The sequence below is a fragment of the Noviherbaspirillum cavernae genome (assembly GCF_003590875.1).
GTDB lineage: Bacteria > Pseudomonadota > Gammaproteobacteria > Burkholderiales > Burkholderiaceae_D > Noviherbaspirillum > Noviherbaspirillum cavernae.
The window spans coordinates 3,596,425-3,613,335 of the sequence record NZ_QYUN01000002.1 but is presented as its reverse complement, the minus strand read 5'-3'; the positions used below and the strand labels follow the sequence as shown (position 1 = coordinate 3,613,335).

16 protein-coding genes are annotated in these 16,911 nt (G+C 63.9%); 7 read left to right on the top strand and 9 right to left on the bottom strand.

The genetic code is table 11. The features are described 5' to 3' along the window. Nucleotides 1-14: 14 nt before the first annotated feature. From D3870_RS16955 to apbC, 5 genes are all read right to left on the bottom strand, one after another. The gene (locus D3870_RS16955) at nt 15-629 is read right to left on the bottom strand and encodes a TorD/DmsD family molecular chaperone (protein ID WP_119740919.1); all 615 of its coding nucleotides are present in this window, start codon (nt 627-629) and stop codon (nt 15-17) included. A 198-nt stretch (nt 630-827) separates the two neighbouring features. Further along, complete coding sequence (locus D3870_RS16950; protein ID WP_119740917.1) at nt 828-2,921, bottom strand: 4Fe-4S binding protein; 2,094 nt, start codon at nt 2,919-2,921, stop codon at nt 828-830. Next, nucleotides 2,918-3,484: a DUF3306 domain-containing protein gene (locus tag D3870_RS16945; RefSeq protein ID WP_119740915.1), complete on the bottom strand. Its 567-nt coding sequence runs from the start codon at nt 3,482-3,484 to the stop codon at nt 2,918-2,920. The genes D3870_RS16950 and D3870_RS16945 overlap by 4 nt, the downstream gene beginning before the upstream one ends. Further along, nucleotides 3,474-3,995: a DUF3305 domain-containing protein gene (locus tag D3870_RS16940; protein ID WP_119740913.1), complete on the bottom strand. Its 522-nt coding sequence runs from the start codon at nt 3,993-3,995 to the stop codon at nt 3,474-3,476. The genes D3870_RS16945 and D3870_RS16940 overlap by 11 nt, the downstream gene beginning before the upstream one ends. 128 nt (nt 3,996-4,123) lie before the next feature. Then, nucleotides 4,124-5,212, bottom strand: coding sequence for an iron-sulfur cluster carrier protein ApbC (gene apbC / locus D3870_RS16935; RefSeq protein WP_119740911.1), 1,089 nt, complete (start codon nt 5,210-5,212; stop codon nt 4,124-4,126). A gap of 254 nt (nt 5,213-5,466) precedes the next feature. On the opposite strand from apbC, the gene moaA reads away from it, so the two are divergent. The 5 genes from moaA to D3870_RS16910 all read left to right on the top strand — a co-directional run bounded on the left by moaA (nt 5,467) and on the right by D3870_RS16910 (nt 11,735). Continuing rightward, nucleotides 5,467-6,582, top strand: coding sequence for a GTP 3',8-cyclase MoaA (gene moaA / locus D3870_RS16930; protein ID WP_119742275.1), 1,116 nt, complete (start codon nt 5,467-5,469; stop codon nt 6,580-6,582). 204 nt (nt 6,583-6,786) lie between these two features. Beyond that, nucleotides 6,787-7,386, top strand: coding sequence for a molybdenum cofactor guanylyltransferase MobA (gene mobA, locus D3870_RS16925; RefSeq protein WP_199710686.1), 600 nt, complete (start codon nt 6,787-6,789; stop codon nt 7,384-7,386). A 23-nt stretch (nt 7,387-7,409) separates the two neighbouring features. After that, the gene (gene moeA, locus D3870_RS16920) at nt 7,410-8,693 is read left to right on the top strand and encodes a molybdopterin molybdotransferase MoeA (protein ID WP_119740909.1); all 1,284 of its coding nucleotides are present in this window, start codon (nt 7,410-7,412) and stop codon (nt 8,691-8,693) included. A gap of 222 nt (nt 8,694-8,915) precedes the next feature. Beyond that, nucleotides 8,916-11,327, top strand: a complete 2,412-nt coding sequence (gene lon, locus D3870_RS16915) for an endopeptidase La (protein WP_199710785.1) — start codon at nt 8,916-8,918, stop codon at nt 11,325-11,327. A 21-nt stretch (nt 11,328-11,348) separates the two neighbouring features. Continuing rightward, nucleotides 11,349-11,735, top strand: coding sequence for a hypothetical protein (locus tag D3870_RS16910; protein WP_119740905.1), 387 nt, complete (start codon nt 11,349-11,351; stop codon nt 11,733-11,735). A gap of 48 nt (nt 11,736-11,783) precedes the next feature. On the opposite strand, the gene D3870_RS16905 is transcribed toward D3870_RS16910, so the two are convergent. Both D3870_RS16905 and D3870_RS16900 read right to left on the bottom strand, forming a co-directional pair. Then, nucleotides 11,784-12,935 (bottom strand): cytochrome P450, encoded by a 1,152-nt coding sequence (locus D3870_RS16905; protein WP_119740903.1) that lies wholly within the window; start codon nt 12,933-12,935, stop codon nt 11,784-11,786. Continuing rightward, nucleotides 12,932-13,486: an antibiotic biosynthesis monooxygenase family protein gene (locus D3870_RS16900; RefSeq protein ID WP_119742271.1), complete on the bottom strand. Its 555-nt coding sequence runs from the start codon at nt 13,484-13,486 to the stop codon at nt 12,932-12,934. The genes D3870_RS16905 and D3870_RS16900 overlap by 4 nt, the downstream gene beginning before the upstream one ends. A 78-nt stretch (nt 13,487-13,564) precedes the next feature. Here D3870_RS16900 and D3870_RS16895 point away from each other — a divergent pair, with 78 nt between their 5' ends. Continuing rightward, nucleotides 13,565-14,254: an ArsR/SmtB family transcription factor gene (locus tag D3870_RS16895; protein ID WP_119740901.1), complete on the top strand. Its 690-nt coding sequence runs from the start codon at nt 13,565-13,567 to the stop codon at nt 14,252-14,254. Nucleotides 14,255-14,298: 44 nt separating this feature from the next. Here D3870_RS16895 and D3870_RS16890 read toward each other — a convergent pair whose 3' ends face one another. Continuing rightward, entirely contained in the window at nt 14,299-15,069 is a 771-nt protein-coding gene (locus D3870_RS16890) for a phytanoyl-CoA dioxygenase family protein (RefSeq protein WP_119742269.1), read from the bottom strand. 108 nt (nt 15,070-15,177) lie between these two features. Further along, nucleotides 15,178-15,543, bottom strand: coding sequence for a cupin domain-containing protein (locus D3870_RS16885; RefSeq protein WP_242490014.1), 366 nt, complete (start codon nt 15,541-15,543; stop codon nt 15,178-15,180). A 109-nt stretch (nt 15,544-15,652) separates the two neighbouring features. Here D3870_RS16885 and D3870_RS16880 point away from each other — a divergent pair, with 109 nt between their 5' ends. Continuing rightward, entirely contained in the window at nt 15,653-16,831 is a 1,179-nt protein-coding gene (locus D3870_RS16880; RefSeq protein WP_242490013.1) for a sensor histidine kinase, read from the top strand. The last annotated feature ends 80 nt before the right edge of the window (nt 16,832-16,911 follow it).

Below are 16,911 nucleotides of genomic sequence, written 5' to 3'. Positions count from 1 at the left end.
AGGCAACAGGCCGCTCACGCCATGTCGAACGCCTGCATCTCCACTTCAAAAAAGCTTTTCGCCAGATTCGCCACCGCCGCATGGAAGCGCGCTTGCGGATGGCCTGAAATCGCGCTGCACATGTCCAGCACCCACGGCTGCATGTGCGCGGCGAAGAACTGCCGCTGGGTCGCGAGGTTGGCGTGGATCGCATCGTCGGAGGCGATGAGATAGCGCATCACTTCGCATAGCGCGGCGATGTGATCTTCGCTCTCGTTGACCTTGTCATCGCGTCGCAGACCGAGGTTCGCAAGATCAGTGCGCAGCGCCGCGAGCGGCTTTTCCATCAGAAAGCCGGACAGGTAGAAGGAGCCGTAGAGCATGACGTCCGGCTTGCCGACGCCGATGAAGAGCATCTCGTATTCCTCCCGCACCGCGTCCGCGCGGCTGGTCTTGCAGGCGGCAACGAGCTCGGCCCACGCCTGCTCGAGCGCGCTGTCGCCTTGCGCCTCTGCGCTCGCGATCGTGTCCAGCAAGGCTTGCGGCGGCGGCGCGTAGAACAGGGTCGCCAGCAAGCCGTACAAGTCGGCGCGTGCGGTTTCCTCGCCGTGGTCCGGCGCTTCGAACTTCAACGGTTGGGTTGTCGTCATGTCATGCGGTGAGAGTGGCAAATGGTTGGATATCGCGGGGCTGGTGTCCTGAGTTCGAAATTCGCTGCATAAAAGATGACGAGAATCGCACCGATACCGCGTCAAAAATGCTCGCAAGGCCTCGGCCTTGCTGCGCTTTTTCCTTGTCTCGTCGCGATTTCATCACTTTTATTTGCAACGAATTTGAAACTCAGGACACTAGCGCTTGAGATCGAGAATGCTGGTTTCGCGCTTGTTCTCCATCATGTCGATCACGCGGCAGTCGGGGCACATCTTCAGGCGATCGATGTTGCCGGCAAACGCGCCATGCGCGGACAGCTTGCCGACCATGTTCTCGATCATCTGCAGGGTGCCGAACGGCTTGTGGCAGCGGATGCAGTGCCACGGCTGCGCTTCGTTGAGCACCACCGCCTGCCGCGCCCGTTCGGTCAGCAGGAGGCGCGGCGTCAGCGTGATCGCATTTTCCGGGCAGGTCTTTTCGCACAGGCCGCACTGCACGCAATTCTTTTCGATGAAGCGCAGCTGAGGCAGGTTTGGATTGTCGGTCAGCGCCGATTCCGGGCACGCGCCGACGCAGGACATGCACAGCGTGCAGGCCGCCGTATCGACGTGCACCATGCCGTACGGTGCACCGGCGGGCAGCGGAATCTCGTCCTTCTTCTGCGGCGCGAATTTCAGCAGGTGTTCGATCGCGAACTCCAGCGTCGTGCGCTTTTCCTGCGTGACATGGAAGGTGGCGCGCTGCGCCGGCACCTCGCCAGGCTGCAGCGCATGCAGCGCGTTGTCCAGGTCCTGCGGCGTATCGACGCGCAGCAGTTGAACGTGCGAGCCCTGATAACCGAGCGCCGTCAGGATGGTTTGCGCGATCCCGATCTGGCTGCGCAAGGCCGTCACATATTGCGGCGCTTCCTCATCGGTCGTCAGGATCGCGATGTTGGTCGCGCCGAAGCTGACTGCCGCCAGCCACACGTCGATGCCGACCGATGCCGTGTGATGCAGCTCCACCGGAATCACGCGCGCGGGCACGCCCTTGAGTCTGCCGCCGGTTTGCGCCATGCGGCCGAGCTTGCCGATCAGGTCCGCGCCGTGTTCCTGACTGTGCAGCAGCAGCGCGGGCTGCGCGCCGCTGGCCTTCGCATAGGTCGTCAACAGTGTCTTGATGCGCAGGCCGAGGTCGGACGGGCGCGGCCAGGCATAGGTCAGCGCACCGGACGGGCACACCGTGGTGCACGCGCCGCAGCCGACGCACAGGTTGGGATTGACCTTGATGTGATTACCGTCGCCTGTAATCGCGGCAGCCGAGCAGACCTCGATGCAGGCGTTGCAGCCGGTTTGCTCGTTGCGGCTGTGCGCGCAGATCTTTTCCTTGTAGGCGAAGAATTTCGGCTTGCTGAACTGGCCGACCATTTGCAGCAGTTGCAGCGCATCGCCGGTCTGCTTCGCTTCGTTCGCACCCGGCGCGAAATAGCCCTGCGGCGGCTGGTGCAGCGTGATCAGCGGCGCGTCGCACAGGTCGAAGATCAGATCGAATTCGCCCTTGCGCATCGTGTCGTCGCGCGCGAAGTCGATTGCGCCGATCGCGCCGCAGGCTTTCACGCAATCGCGATGCGATGTGCACTTGTCGAGGTCGATCTGGTAGGTCAGGTCGATGGCATTTTCCGGGCAGACCTCGATGCAGGCGTTGCAGCGCGTGCAGACTTCGAGGTCGATCGGGTTGGCCTGCTGCCAGCTCGCCTTGAATGCGCCGAGCCAGCCGTCGATCCTGATCTGTGCGCCCGAGAAGGCCGGGAGCAGGCGATCCTGCACGCCCTCACCGCCGCCGGAAGTCAGCAGCACGCTCACCTCCAGTTGCGCGCCGAGCCGTTCGGCCCAAGGCAATGCGCGCGATGCAGGTCCGATCACCAGCACTTGCCCGCCCGAGTCGTATTCCACGGTCGGCACCGGCTCGGGATCGGGCAGCGCGGCGGCGGCCAGCAGCGCCGCCATTTTCGGCGTGGCCGTCTTCGCCTCCGCGCTCCAGCCGCCGGTTTCGCGGATGTTGACGAAGCGGATCGGCGCGACCGTCTGCTTCTGCGCCGCCAGTTCGGAAAACAGTGCGCGCTCCTGCGTGCAGGCGACCACCACCTGGTCGACGCCTTCCACTGCGTCGAGATACGCGCCGACTTCGCGCCGGCACAGTTGCGTGACCACGTTCAGCGGTCCGGCATCGAGCGCCTTGCCCAGCGCCGTGCCGGATGCGGCATCGAGCGGCATCGTGTGATTGCAGTTGCAAACCTTGAACTGAGTGCTCATCGGGACGATTCTCCGAAGTCGCTTCGATCGGGAGTGGGGGAGGGTGTGGCGGTGTGTGCCTGCATGTCCGGTGCTGCATCCTTGCCGCAATCCGCGGCTGCTTCCGGTTGCATTTCCGGTTGCATATTCGGAGCCGCATCCGCCGGCGCCGATGCGTCCTCGGGTTCTTCCGGCGCGCGCAGCAATGGATTCCCGAACTGCGGGTTCAGCAAGTCTTTCGCATGATTCAGCGCCGCCAGCATTTCCGGCGGGATCGGCGTGAAGCTGTTGTAGTCCTCGATATACACATCGAGGCCATCCATCACGTTGAAATGCGGATCGGCAAACAGCTTCTTCAAGGCGGAGCGCTTGACCTGCTCGTCCACGCCGCGCGCCACGAAAGGCGAGTAGTCCGATTCCGGCGTGAGCCGTGCAACATCCTCGATGGTCGGGACGCGTTGCGGGTCGGCGGACGGAGAAACGACAGGCGCAGTGGCATCGGCATGCTCGCCGGCAACAGGCGGGGCCGCCTCGTCCTCCGTCTTGCGCTTGCTCCAGCGTGCGAAAAAGCTTTCAGCGGCCATGCGCGTCTCCTTCCTGCTTCGCCATTTGCTCGACTGCAGCGCCGCCTTCGAAGGACGGCTTCCTCCGCTTTCCCTTCGGTTCCGGACGGTAATGTTCGGCGATGAATTCGGCCATGCGCTGCACGATCACCTCGGCAGCCGGCAGCGTCTCGACCTGTTCGCCGCCATCCATCAGACGCGCGGCCTCGTTGTAGGACAGGGTCACCCGCTTCGGCACGGCGACTTCGACGCCGTCGATGTTTTCCATTCGACACATGACGAACCAGCAGGGCACCGGGGAATCGATGTTGAGGAAATAGCCTTCCGCCTCGTCGCGGTACAGCTTGATTGCGAATCCGGGAAACAGCCAGCGCGTATCGGCGGGATCATCGCGCAGACAGCGTGCGGCATCGCCGGGCAACAAGGCGTCGCCCATGAGGATGTCGACCGGCTTCCATTGATGCGGCTGCCAACGGTTGTGGAGCAGCGTGCGCTGCATCACCACCGCGACGTTGAGGGCTTCTGTCTCCATGCTCTCCCGGCGCTGTCGTCGCGCCTATAGTCATAGTGATTGGCGCATGCCTCGTCATACTGCGCCAAAATTTCAATGTTTGCCAGCCCGGTCAAACATGCTGCGGGATCATTTCATCCCGCGGTGCATCAATCGTTCTTCACGACAATGGTCGGGAACTTGCTCGACATGTCTTTCGCCTTTTCCGCCACCTTGACCGCGATCTTCCGCGCGATTTCCTTGTAGATCTTCGCCACCGGGCCATCCGGGTCGGCCACCACGGTCGGCTTGCCGGAATCGGTCTGTTCGCGGATCGACATCGTGAGCGGCAATGCACCGAGGAAATCGACGTCGTAATCGGCGCACATCTTCTCGCCGCCGCCCTGACCGAAGATCGGTTCGGCGTGGCCGCAGTTGGAGCAGATATGCACGCTCATGTTTTCCACCACGCCGAGGATCGGGATGCCGACCTTCTCGAACATCTTCAGGCCCTTGCGCGCATCCAGCAGCGCGATGTCCTGCGGTGTGGTGACGATCACCGCGCCGGTCACCGGCACCTTCTGCGACAGCGTCAGCTGCACGTCGCCGGTGCCGGGCGGCATGTCCACGAGCAGGTAATCGAGGTCGCGCCAGTTGGTCTGCTCCAGCAACTGCTGCAAGGCTTGCGTCACGATCGGGCCGCGCCACACCATCGGTTCGTCGGGATCGATCATGAAGCCGATGGAGGACACTTGCAGGCCGTGGTTCTCCAGCGGCTCCATGGTCTTGCCGTCCACCGTTTCCGGGCGGCCGGAAATGCCCATCATCATCGGCTGCGAGGGGCCGTAGATGTCGGCGTCGAGGATGCCGACCTGCGCGCCTTCCGCCGCCAGCGCCAGCGCGAGGTTGACGGCGGTGGTGGACTTGCCGACGCCGCCCTTGCCGGAAGCCACCGCGATGATGTTCTTCACGTTCGGCAACAGCTTGACGCCACGCTGCGCGGTATGCGCGATGATCTTCGAATAGACGTTGACGCTGACATTGCCCGCGCCTTCCACGCCGCGCACCGCCGTAATCGCGGCCTTGCGGATGCCATCGATCTGGCTTTTCGCGGGATAGCCGAGTTCGACGTCGAACACGACGTCATTGCCGTCGAGCCGGATATTCTTCACGGAACGGGACGTGTTGAGATCTTTCCCGGTGTTGGGGTCGATCACGTGTGACAGTGCCGCCTTGACGGCTTCAATCGAAATGCTCATTGGGTCCTCATTGACTCTGCTGATACGGGTCAACCAAGTCTAAACCAAGTTGTGGGCAACGGCTTGTCATTCGCACATGCTGGCACATGCTGCACTGAACAAGGCAAGTTGTCATATTTACATGAATGCCGATTCGTCGAAAAATCCGCCCGCTTGTTTACACTTGTATCAAGGGTTTGCAGGAATGCGCCCGCATCATGTCGCGCAAGCGGCATGCGCGGCTTACAATGCATTCAAACAATGGCTGCATCGACATGACCGAGAAAGTAATTCCCCTCGCCGACCATCGCTACCTGAACCGGGTGCCGGCCGTGCCAACCGAACTCGAAGCGCCGACGGGCTCCGTCGCGGATCGCTTCGCGCGTCCGCTGCACGACTTGCGCATTTCCGTCACCGACCGCTGCAACTTCCGCTGCGTGTACTGCATGCCGAAGGAGGTGTTCGACAGCAGCTATCAATTCCTGCCGCAATCCTCGCTGCTCTCCTTCGAGGAGATCACGCGCGTCGCCAGTCTCGCGGTCGCGCACGGCGTGGAAAAGCTGCGCCTGACCGGCGGCGAGCCGCTGCTGCGCAAGCACGTCGAAACCCTGATCGCCGAATTGAGCGCGCTGCGCACGCCCGCCGGCCGCGAACTGGACCTGACCCTGACCACCAACGGCTCGCTGCTGGCGAAAAAGGCGCAGGCATTGAAGGACGCCGGTCTGAAGCGCGTCACGGTATCGCTCGACGCCCTGAGCGACGAGGTGTTCAAGCGCATGAACGATGTCGACTTCTCGGTCGAGGAAGTGCTGCACGGCATCGAGGTCGCGCACCAGGCTGGCTTGGGGCCGATCAAGATCAACATGGTCGTCAAGCGCGGCTGGAACGAGCAGGAAATCGTGCCGATGGCGCGCTACTTCAAGGACACACCCTTCATCCTGCGCTTCATCGAATACATGGACGTCGGCTCATCCAACGGCTGGCGCATGGACGAGGTGGTGCCGTCGGCGGACGTGGTGCGGCGCATCGACGCGGCCATGCCGCTGGAAAAGATCGCGGCCAATGCAGTCGGCGAAACCGCCGAGCGCTGGCGCTATCGCGACGGCGCGGGCGAAGTCGGCGTGATCTCCAGCGTGACGCAAGCCTTCTGCCACAGCTGCAACCGCGCGCGCCTGTCGACCGAAGGCAAGCTGTATACCTGCCTGTTCGCGACCGGCGGGCATGACTTGCGCGCCTTGCTGCGCGGCGGCCGCACGGACGAGGAAATCTCCACCGTGCTGGCGCACATCTGGCGCGCGCGCGAGGATCGCTATTCGGCTTTGCGCACGAGCAATACTGAGGGACTGGATGCGCCGGTGCGGAAGGTGGAGATGTCGTATATCGGGGGGTGAGCGCGTTGCCGCATACCAGTAGTAGGGCGGGTCCCACCCGCCAACGGCAAGGAGAAGGCGGGTGGGACCCGCCCTACATTTCGTGGCGTAGCGAGAAATCCTGGGCGCATGCGGCTGCGTTGAAGGTTGAGGTTCGGAAGGACAGGGCAAGGGAATTGCGTAGAATTTCCTCATCACATGAACAACCCATCATTCGCCTGATCAATGACCATCGACACCACTCAAATCACGGGCCTCATCCTCGCCGGCGGCCGCGGCTCGCGCATGGGACATGTGGACAAGGGCTTGCAGCAGTTTCGCGGCGCGCCGATGGTGTTGCACGTGATCATGCGTCTGTCGCCGCAGGTGGGCACGCTGATGATCAACGCCAACCAGAACATCGGACCGTATGAAGGCTTCGGCCTGCCGGTGTGGCCGGATCAGCTGGGTGGCTTCGAAGGGCCGCTGGCCGGCTTGCAGACCGGGCTGGCGCATTGCGAAACGGATTATCTGGTGACCGCGCCCTGCGATTCGCCTTTCCTGCCGACCGATCTGGTCGCGCGCCTGCGCGAAGCCTTGCTGGCGCAGGATGCCGATGTGGCGGTGGCGGTCACGGGCGAAGGCGCAACGCGCCAGCCGCATCCGGTGTTCTGCCTGCTGAAGGCGGCGCTGCTGCCGCACCTCTCCGCGTATCTGCAGGATGGCGGGCGCAAGGTCGATGCGTGGTACCGCTCGCTGAAGGTGGCCGAAGTGCATTTCGCCGACGAGGCAGAATTTCGCAACATCAACACGCTGGAAGAGCTGCGACGCTTCGAGACAAACTGAACCCACCTGAAAGCACATACACGATGCCCGACACCACTCTCTCCGACGTCGTCAGCTGCTTGGCCGGATACGACCCCAATGCGCTGCCGGTGGCGCAGGCGCAGCAGATCATCCGCGACTTCGTGATGCCGGTGCAGGCGGTCGAGAAGCTGGCGTTGCGCAGCGCGCTGGGGCGCGTGTTGGCGGAAGACATCGTGTCGGCCATCAATGTGCCGGCGCATGACAATTCGGCGATGGATGGCTATGCGGTGCGCGGAAGCGAGCTGGCAGACACGCCGGTGACGCTGCACATCATCGGCACCGCGTTTGCCGGCACCGCTTTCGATGGTGCGGTCGGTGCCGGGCAATGCGTGCGCATCATGACCGGCGCGATCATGCCCGCCGCTTGCGACACGGTGGTGCCGCAGGAGTTCACGCAGGCCGGTACCGACACGACGGTCACGATTCCGCCAGACATGGTGCGCACCGGCGACAACCGGCGATTGAAAGGCGAGGATTTGCAGGCGGGAACGCCGGCACTGTTGCGCGGCAGAATCCTGCGTCCGGCCGATCTCGGCCTGCTGGCATCGCTGGGCGTGGCCGAAGTGCCGGTGCAGCGTCGTCTGCGCGTGGCCTTCTTTTCGACCGGCGATGAGCTGCGTTCCGTTGGTGAGCCGCTCGATGCGGGTTGCGTGTACGACAGCAACCGCTACACGCTGTACGGCATGCTGTCGCGCCTCGGCTGCGAGATGCTCGACATGGGCGTGGTCAGGGATGATCCGGCGGCGCTGGAAGCGGCCTTCCGCTCCGCCTGCGAAAACGCAGACGCCGTCATCACTTCCGGCGGTGTGTCGGTCGGCGAGGCCGATTACACCAAGCGCATCATGGCGCAGCTCGGCGATGTGACCTTCTGGAAAATCGGCATGCGACCCGGCCGGCCGATGGCGTTCGGCAAGATTTCCTCCAATGGTAAAAGCGCCTACCTGTTCGGTCTGCCCGGCAACCCGGTTGCGGTCATGGTCACTTTCTATTTCTTCGCGCGCGATGCGTTGCTGCGCATGATGGGGGCCGACTGTGCGCCGCTGCCGCTGATGCGCGCGACTTCCGTTTCGGCAATCCGCAAGAAGCCCGGCCGCACCGAGTATCAGCGCGGCATCCTGTCGCGCGACGAAGGCGGCCGGCAGCAGGTGCGCATCACCGGTTCGCAGGGCTCGGGCATCCTGCGCTCGATGTCGGAAGCCAATTGCATGGTGGTGCTGCATCACGAGCAGGGCAGCGTCAATGCTGGCGACGAAGTCGATGTGCTGTTGTTCGATGGTCTGATCTGAACGGTGCCTGCGGCCTGTAACGTTTGGTCGCACATAAGCTGTTTTCTTGCGGAACGGCGCACAGGCCGTCCTTGTCCAATGTCTGCTGAATGCGGGTGCGCCGCGGCATGAATTCGTCATGCATTCCGCCATGCGTTCCGGCAATTTCCACGGGGACGGGACAAGATGATGATCAAGGCGGACCAGGACCGGATCTTCGAGCTCGACAGCGATGACGCCGCCATGGCGGAACTGGCCGCGTCCCTCGGCGATTTTCCCGATTTGCCGGAAGATGCCTTGGCGATCATTCCGCTGCGCTATCTCGTGCTGTTTCCCGGCATGATCGTGCCGATCAGCGTCGGACGCGAAAAATCGATTGCCGCCGCGCAGCAGTCGGTGCGCTCCAAACACCAGATCGGCCTGATCCTGCAGCACGACTCCGAAGTCGAAGCGCCGACGCCCGAGCAGCTCTATCGCGTCGGCACCGCCGCCAACATCCTGCGCTACATCACCTCGCAGGAAGGCGGGCACTACGTCGTGTGCCAGGGGCAGCAACGCTTCCGCACGATTGAATTTCTCGACGGCTACCCATTCCACGTCGCCCGCGTCGAGCTGCTGGAAGAGCCGGACGAGCAGGGCGCGGACATCCAGGCGCGGCTGGTGCAGCTCAAGGAGCGTGCGGCACAGGTCATCGATCTGCTGCCGCAGGCGCCGGCGGAATTGGCGACGGCCACGCAGAACATGAGTTCGGCCTCGGCGCTGGCCGATTTCGTGGCCGGCCTGCTCGACCTGCCGGTGGAGCAGAAGCAGGAAATCCTCGCCACTCCCGATCTGCGGCCGCGCCTCGACAAGGTGCTGGAAGTGCTGGCCGACCGCATCGAGGTGCTGCGCATCTCGAACGAGATCAACGAGCAGACCAAGGAGCGCATCGACGACCGTCAGCGCGAATTCCTGTTGCGCGAGCAGCTGAAGACGATACAGAAGGAGCTGGGCGAAACCGACGGCGAGAATGCCGAGCTGGAGGAACTGGCGGAGGCGGTTGCGAGGGCGAAGATGCCGGAGGAAGTCGAGGCGCACGCGAGGAAGGAGCTGCAGCGCCTTGCGCGCATGTCCGAAGCCGCCGCCGAATACTCGATGCTGTGCACCTGGCTCGAATGCCTGAGCGAACTGCCGTGGTCGGCCGTCACCGAAGAGCGCATCGACATCGCAGAGGCGCGTCGCATCCTCGACGAAGACCATTTCGGACTGCACAAGGTCAAGCGGCGCATTCTCGAATATCTGGCGGTGCGCAAGCTCAATCCGCACGGCAAGAGCCCTATCCTGTGCTTCGCCGGTCCGCCCGGCGTCGGCAAGACCTCGCTCGGCCAGAGCATCGCGCGCGCCACCGGCCGCAAGTTCGCGCGCATCAGCCTGGGCGGCGTGCACGACGAAGCCGAGATACGCGGCCATCGCCGCACCTATGTCGGCGCATTGCCGGGAAACATCATCCAGGCGATCCGCAAGGTGGGCACGCGCAACTGCGTGCTGATGCTGGACGAACTCGACAAGCTCGGTGCCGGCGTGCATGGCGATCCGTCTTCCGCGCTGCTGGAAGTGCTCGACCCGGAGCAGAACTCGACCTTCCGCGACAATTATCTCGGCGTGCCCTTCGACCTGTCGAAAGTGATGTTCATCGGCACCGCCAACATGCTCGACACCGTGCCGCCGCCGCTGCAGGACCGCATGGAAGTGCTGCGCCTGCCCGGCTACACCGAAGACGAGAAGGCGCAGATCGCGGCGCGCTACCTGATCCGGCGCCAGCTCGAAGCCAGCGGCCTGATATCGAGACAAGACGTGGAACAAGGCCCGGAGCAAGGCGTGCCGCAATGCGAACTCACGCCCGACGCGGTGCGCGCCATCATCCGCGACTACACGCGCGAAGCCGGCGTGCGCAACCTGGAGCGCGAAATCGGCAATGTGTTCCGGCATGCCGCCATGCGCGTGGCCGAGGGGGAAAAGGAGCAGATGCGCATCGACGCCGCCGCGCTGGCGGACATTCTCGGGCCGAAGAAATTCGAGAGCGAACTGGCGATGCGCACCAGCCTGCCGGGCGTCGCCACCGGCCTCGCCTGGACCCCGGCCGGCGGCGACATCCTGTTCATCGAAGCCAGCCGCACACCGGGCCGCAGCAAGCTGATCCTGACCGGCCAGCTGGGCGAGGTGATGAAGGAAAGCGCGCAGGCCGCATTGACGCTGGTGAAGGCGCATTGCGACGCACTGCGCATCCCGTGCGAACAGTTCGACAAGAACGACATTCATGTCCACGTCCCGGCCGGCGCGTTGCCGAAGGATGGTCCGAGTGCCGGCGTCGCGATTTACGTCGCGCTGGTGTCGCTGCTGACGGCCCGCGCGGTGCGCAGCGACAGCGCGATGACGGGCGAGATCAGCCTGCGCGGGCTGGTGCTGCCGATCGGCGGCGTCAAGGAAAAGGTGCTGGCGGCATTGCAGTCCGGCATCAAGCGGGTATTGCTGCCCGCGCGCAACCGCAGGGAATTCGACGAGATTCCGGAAGAGGCGCGCCGCGAACTGGAATTCATCTGGCTGGAAACAGTGGACGATGCGGTGCGGGAAGCGATCGGTGGGGCGATCAGCGGCTCGCCTGAATTGATGCAGTGAATTGGCGTAGAGAGGTGAAGTATGCGCAAGGAACTCGAACTCATCCGGAATGTTCTCGTTGCCGCCACCGAGCGCACCGAGCGCACCGAGCGCACCGAGCGCACCGAGCGCAACGAGCGCAACGAACTCGACGCTCCCGTGTCACCCCCGAAGCCGAATGCGTTTTTCAGCTTTCATTACTCCCGCACTGAATTCACACCGCGCGGCGCCGGCGTGCATGTGAAGCGGACCAGCACGCGCTTCGAGGATGGACGGCTCACGTCGGAAGAGCTGGAAGGCACGCTGGGCCGCGATGCGTACGACGACATGGTGGTCGAGGCGCAGCGGCAGTTTGCGCGACAGATGGTCGAGGCGATGCGGCTGTTCTACCTGCCGTTTGGGGGCGCGCGGCGGCGCGACGACGAGTAGTGCGCGATTCTTCTATGCGAATAAAAACGAGCGCGGCAAAAACGCCGGTCACCCGAGCGCGATGCGTATCTCCCTGGGCAGGCGGGCATTGACCAGCGGCTCGTACATGATGCGCTGCTGCAGCAGCGCGACGCGCCTGTACTTGCCGAACAATGCGGTCAGCGCATCGACCGCGAGTTGCACCGATAGGTGCTGCGCCACGCACATGTGCATGCCCGCGCCGAAGCTGAGGTGGTCGCCGTTGTTGGGCCGCTCGGCATCGTACCGTTCAGGATGGTCAAACTTCGCCGGATCGCGGTTCGCCGCCGCCAGCACCAGCAATACCGTTTCGCCTTTCGCGAGCGTCATCCCGTTCAGCGTCATGTCCGCGGCCAGCACGCGGCGCGTGTTGTGGATCGGCGGATCGAAGCGCAGGGATTCGATGACGGCCTTGTGAAGCGTGTCGGCGGTGGCGTGCGCCGGCGGATGCGCGAGCGTCTGCAGCAAGGCATTGCCGAGCAGTCCGCGTCCGGCGTCGCAGCTCTGGATCAGGAGGCCGATCAGGTTGCCCGCGTAAATGTCGAGCCGGGTCTGCCGTTCCTGCGGCTCGCCGCCGTCGATCAGCGTGGCCAGCGCAGGCATGCGCAGCATGTGTTGCTCGACCAGCGGACAGACCTCGGCTACGGCGGCATTGAGTTCCTGCACCTGTTGTTCGGTCTTGGCGGGCAGCATGATCTTCGTCAGCGGAGCGACCTGCGGCAGGATGCGGGCGATGTCCCGGCGGGAAAAGCCGAAGCCGCTCAGGACGGCCAGGGCCGGCAGTTTCTTGCCCACCGCACCGACCCAGTCGAGCTCGCGTGCCGTCGATGCGTCCGCTTCTTCAAGCAGTCCGTGCAGCAGCGCGCCGGCATCGACCGGCGTCAGCGCCTGATACAGGTGCATCGCCGCCTGCCGCAGCGACGCATGCAGTGGCGGGTTGGCAAGGCGGACCAGATTGTCCGCGAGTGTCGCGGCGCGTGCGCTCATCGGATGCGCCATCGTGTTGCCCGGGCGCGGTATGTCGGCGCGCGTGCTGTCCAGCACGCGCTTGCACGCATCGTATGCGTACAGCGCCAGGATGCCGTTGCGTTCGTCGCGGAAAACCGGTTGCGTCGCCAGCATTTCCGCATAGATCGCATACGGGTCTTGCACTTCGGATTGCAGGAACAGGGTATGCGTCATGTGCGCTCCTCGGCGTGTCTCGCTGCTGCGGGAAATCGCTGCGGCGCCTGGCGGCGCTCGAACATGCCGTAGTCGCGCACGACTTCGCCGCACATGGCCTGCGGCGCGCTCGGCCGCCACGAGAGGGCTTCCGCATTGCTGCCGAAATCGCGCAGCAGGATGCGCTTGCCGGGCGTCGTCAGGCTTTCATACCGTTTTCCCGTGTCGGTCTGAAAATCGTCCGCGCCGTCGCACATGCCGACCAGCGGCAGCACGCTGTCCGCGCAATCGCCGATGCGCGCGACGCGGATGCGGTAGTCGCTGAAAATCGATTGCCGCCCCTCGGACTGCGCCGCGTGATGCTCGCCGTGGCCGCGCCATTGCACCAGCGCGGCTTCGTCACGCCAGCGCGACAGCGACAGTATCCAGCCGGCATCGCTCAGGCTGCGAAAACGTTCGATCGACAGAAAGCCGTCGATCGTCTCCAGCCGCGGGCGCAATGCGGCGGCAAGGTCGAGATAGCGCTGATAGCCGCTTTCCGAAGGCAAGACTTCAAAGATGACCGCGAACATCGCATCCTCCATCGACAGTTGATCATGGCGGCCATGATACGATCGTCATCCGTTCGATATTTCATCGCGAGGTGAATCATGGAATCCGCAACCGGCATTGCCACGGTCGCTGCGCTGCTCGGTGATCCGGCGCGCGCCGCCATGCTGTGGCTGCTGATCGACGGCCGCGCGCGGCCGGCGGGGGAACTGGCGTTTGCGGCCAATGTTTCCGCGCAATCGGCCAGCGGCCATCTCTCCAAACTTGTCCACGCACAACTGTTGCAGGTGGAAACGCAGGGCCGGCATCGCTATTACCGGCTTGCCGATCACACGGTCGCGCTGGCGCTGGAGTCGCTGGCGGCGATCAGCCCGCGCCCCGCCGTGCGCGCGCTGCTTGCGTCGAAAGGAACGCCGCCGGCCATGCGCTTTGCGCGTACCTGCTACGACCATCTGGCCGGCGAGCTGGCGGTCACGCTGCTGCTGAAGATGGAGAACAAGGGATGGCTGCGGCGCGCGGACAAGAGTTTTGCGCTATCGCCGCGCGGCGAAAAGGCGTTTGAGGATCTCGGCATCGACCTCGATGCGCTGCGCGGCAGCAAGCGGCAGTTCGCCTGCGGCTGCCTCGATTGGAGCGAGCGCCAGTTCCATCTCGGCGGCGCGCTCGGCGCGGCCCTGCTGCAGCAATTGCTGCAGCGCCGCTGGCTGATGCGGGTGCAAAAGACGCGCGTGCTGCAGCTGTCACCGCAGGGCAGGGAAGGCCTGCAGCAAGCCTTCGATCTGCGCCTCTAGATCGGTGCACCCTGCGGCATCCGCGCCTTCAGGAGCCCGCCTTGTCAGTCCGCGCCCAGCGGCACGTCGCCGGCCGCCGCCGAGCGGCTGCCTTCCCTCGGCAGATTGCTTGCGCCGCGATAGGCGAACACCACCGAGGTCTTCACCGCATCGCTGTCGTTGGTGCCGGCCGAATGGAACAGGCCGCTGTGGAAGAACAGCACGTCGCCCTGTTGCAGTTCCAGCGTGATGCCCTGCCTGAACAAGGCCTGGTTTTCCTCCACGTCGGGGCGCAGGAAGTCGAGCTCGTCGAGCTGCGAGCGCTGGATGTCGAGCCGGTGCGAGCCCGGAATGACTTGCAGCGCGCCATTGCCTTCGGTTTCCGTGCCGAGCGCGAGCCACACGGTCACCAGGTCGTTCCGCGCGAACGACCAGTAGCGGATGTCGCGATGCCAGCCGGTCGCCGTGCCGAAGTGCGGATGCTTGGTCATCACGCAGTTGTGGTGCGCGAGCGCGAGACAGGCGCGTTCGCCGAAAATCTGTTCCATGTGCGTGACGATGCGCCGGTCCCCGGCCCAGGCGCGGAAGCATTCGTGGCGGTGCCAGGCGTCGCGCAGTCGGCGCGCGGTCCTGCCGCCCGGCGCATCCAGCGAACTCGGCGCGCCGGGATAGCCGACCTCGGCCTCGTATTCGAGCGGCGGCACCGCCTGCTGCAGATGTTCCGCCGTGACCGCCGACATCTGCGCGCAGGCGGCGGGCGTCGCCATGTTCCTGAAGATCAGATAGCCGTCGTGTTTGAACTGTGTAAGTTGTGTGTCAGTTAATGCTGTTTCCATGTCGATGAATCCTTTGCCGTGCATACGTTAACGCATTCGCGATGGTTCTGCCCGGTTCTGCGGGGAGCATGGCCTGATCAGGCTGCAATGATCGATTGCATGCGGCGCTCATCGCGCCTGGTCGGCCTCATGGAACACGGCGAGCCAGATCGTGTCGCCGGCGTCGCTCGTCCACTCCACCCGGTGCCGTTCGCCGGCGCGGATGTGGACGTGCATGCCTTCGGTCAGGTGGAGCAGGCGGTCGCCCGATTCGAAACGCAAGCCGGCCTCGCCCTTGACCAGCAATACCCATTCGTCGCTGTCCTGTTCGTACCAGAAACCGGGCGGCGAAGCGTGCCCGCGCGAGACGATGCGCTCGATCCGCAGCTGTCTGCCGCTGACCAGCGTATCGGTCAATTCGTCGGGCAGCGTGGCTGGAATGTGTTGAAACAGGTTTCCCGTATCCATGTCTGTCGATGTTGAATTTGTTGTCATGTTGTTAAATGTGAGCAATTGTGATTCGAAATGTAACAACGGCGCGTAATGCCCGCTGCAATCAGGTTATTCTCGTGCAATAAAGCTGCCAGGCAAAGGAGGATGCACCTTGACCGACACGCTGAACCGATGGTTCCCGAATGCAGGCCTCAATCCGCCCGGACACCCCCATCCCTGGTCCGCGGAATTGTTGCTGACGCATCTGCTGTCCGACGCAATTATCGGACTGGCTTTTTTTGCGATTGCCGCCTCGGTGCTCTATCTGATTCGTCACAGGAAGGACCTGCAGTTCAATGGAATGTTTCTGGCGTTCGCGGTGTTTTATGTCATCTGCGGCGTCATGCATTTCGTGGAGATCGGGACAGAGTGGCATCCTGCCGGCTGGTCTGGCGCGATCATCAAGGCAGTCGCCGCGGTGATGGCGGTTGCGGCGGCGGCCGTGCTGTGGCCGCTGATCCCGGTCATGCTGCAATTGCCGAGCAGGAAAAGCATGCACGAAGTGATCGCCCAGCTCGAAGGGGAAATCGTCGAGCGCAGGAGCGCGGAAGAGGCGCTGCGGCAATCGCAGGCGATTCTGCGCGAGCTCGCCGCCTACCAGGAAAAAATCCGCGAAGACGAGCGCAAGCGCATCGCACGCGAAATCCACGACGACCTCGGGCAGAACCTGCTGGCGCTGCGGCTCGATGTCTCGATCCTGCATGCGCGCACCAGCGAGCGGCATCCCAATCTCAACGAAAAGATCGGCGCGGCGCTCGGTCACATCGATACCACGATGAAATCGGTGCGCGCCATCATCAACAACCTGCGGCCGGCCGTGCTCGACCTCGGCCTGCATGCCGCCATCGAATGGCAGGTCAATGAATTCAGGCGTCTGAGCAGCATCGAATGCGAGCTGACGATGGACCATCACGGCGCGACGCTCGACGACATGCAGGCCACTGCGATCTTCCGCGTGCTGCAGGAATCGCTCACCAATATTCGCCGTCATGCATGCGCGACCAGCGTCAGCATCGACATGCGGACCGACGGCCGACAGCTGTGGATGGTGATTACCGACAACGGCGTCGGCATGTACCCCAACGACCGCCGCAAGGCGCACCGGTTCGGACTGGTGGGCATGGCCGAGCGCATCGGCATGCTGGGCGGCGAATTGCGCATCGACAGCGCGCCGGGCGAGGGCACCGTGCTGCACCTGTCCATACCGATGCGCGCGCATGGGGTGCCGGATGTTGCGACCGGCATGGGAGGGGATGCCGTCATTGCGCCATTGCCGGCGCGGCAAACCTGAGAGCAGGCTGAACTCCCTGGCGGAGTTGCCATGAGGAACAGGATTGCGTTACGCTCGACCAACTTCCGGTTATCGCATTC

What these genes read in the sequence shown, in the direction of transcription:
- D3870_RS16955 (WP_119740919.1), bottom strand. Translation starts at nt 629, where the DNA reads ATGACGACAACCCAACCGTTGAAGTTCGAAGCGCCGGACCACGGCGAG.
- D3870_RS16950 (WP_119740917.1), bottom strand. Translation starts at nt 2,921, where the DNA reads ATGAGCACTCAGTTCAAGGTTTGCAACTGCAATCACACGATGCCGCTC.
- D3870_RS16945 (WP_119740915.1), bottom strand. Translation starts at nt 3,484, where the DNA reads ATGGCCGCTGAAAGCTTTTTCGCACGCTGGAGCAAGCGCAAGACGGAG.
- D3870_RS16940 (WP_119740913.1), bottom strand. Translation starts at nt 3,995, where the DNA reads ATGGAGACAGAAGCCCTCAACGTCGCGGTGGTGATGCAGCGCACGCTG.
- apbC (WP_119740911.1), bottom strand. Translation starts at nt 5,212, where the DNA reads ATGAGCATTTCGATTGAAGCCGTCAAGGCGGCACTGTCACACGTGATC.
- moaA (WP_119742275.1), top strand. Translation starts at nt 5,467, where the DNA reads ATGACCGAGAAAGTAATTCCCCTCGCCGACCATCGCTACCTGAACCGG.
- mobA (WP_199710686.1), top strand. Translation starts at nt 6,787, where the DNA reads ATGACCATCGACACCACTCAAATCACGGGCCTCATCCTCGCCGGCGGC.
- moeA (WP_119740909.1), top strand. Translation starts at nt 7,410, where the DNA reads ATGCCCGACACCACTCTCTCCGACGTCGTCAGCTGCTTGGCCGGATAC.
- lon (WP_199710785.1), top strand. Translation starts at nt 8,916, where the DNA reads ATGGCGGAACTGGCCGCGTCCCTCGGCGATTTTCCCGATTTGCCGGAA.
- D3870_RS16910 (WP_119740905.1), top strand. Translation starts at nt 11,349, where the DNA reads ATGCGCAAGGAACTCGAACTCATCCGGAATGTTCTCGTTGCCGCCACC.
- D3870_RS16905 (WP_119740903.1), bottom strand. Translation starts at nt 12,935, where the DNA reads ATGACGCATACCCTGTTCCTGCAATCCGAAGTGCAAGACCCGTATGCG.
- D3870_RS16900 (WP_119742271.1), bottom strand. Translation starts at nt 13,486, where the DNA reads ATGTTCGCGGTCATCTTTGAAGTCTTGCCTTCGGAAAGCGGCTATCAG.
- D3870_RS16895 (WP_119740901.1), top strand. Translation starts at nt 13,565, where the DNA reads ATGGAATCCGCAACCGGCATTGCCACGGTCGCTGCGCTGCTCGGTGAT.
- D3870_RS16890 (WP_119742269.1), bottom strand. Translation starts at nt 15,069, where the DNA reads ATGGAAACAGCATTAACTGACACACAACTTACACAGTTCAAACACGAC.
- D3870_RS16885 (WP_242490014.1), bottom strand. Translation starts at nt 15,543, where the DNA reads ATGACAACAAATTCAACATCGACAGACATGGATACGGGAAACCTGTTT.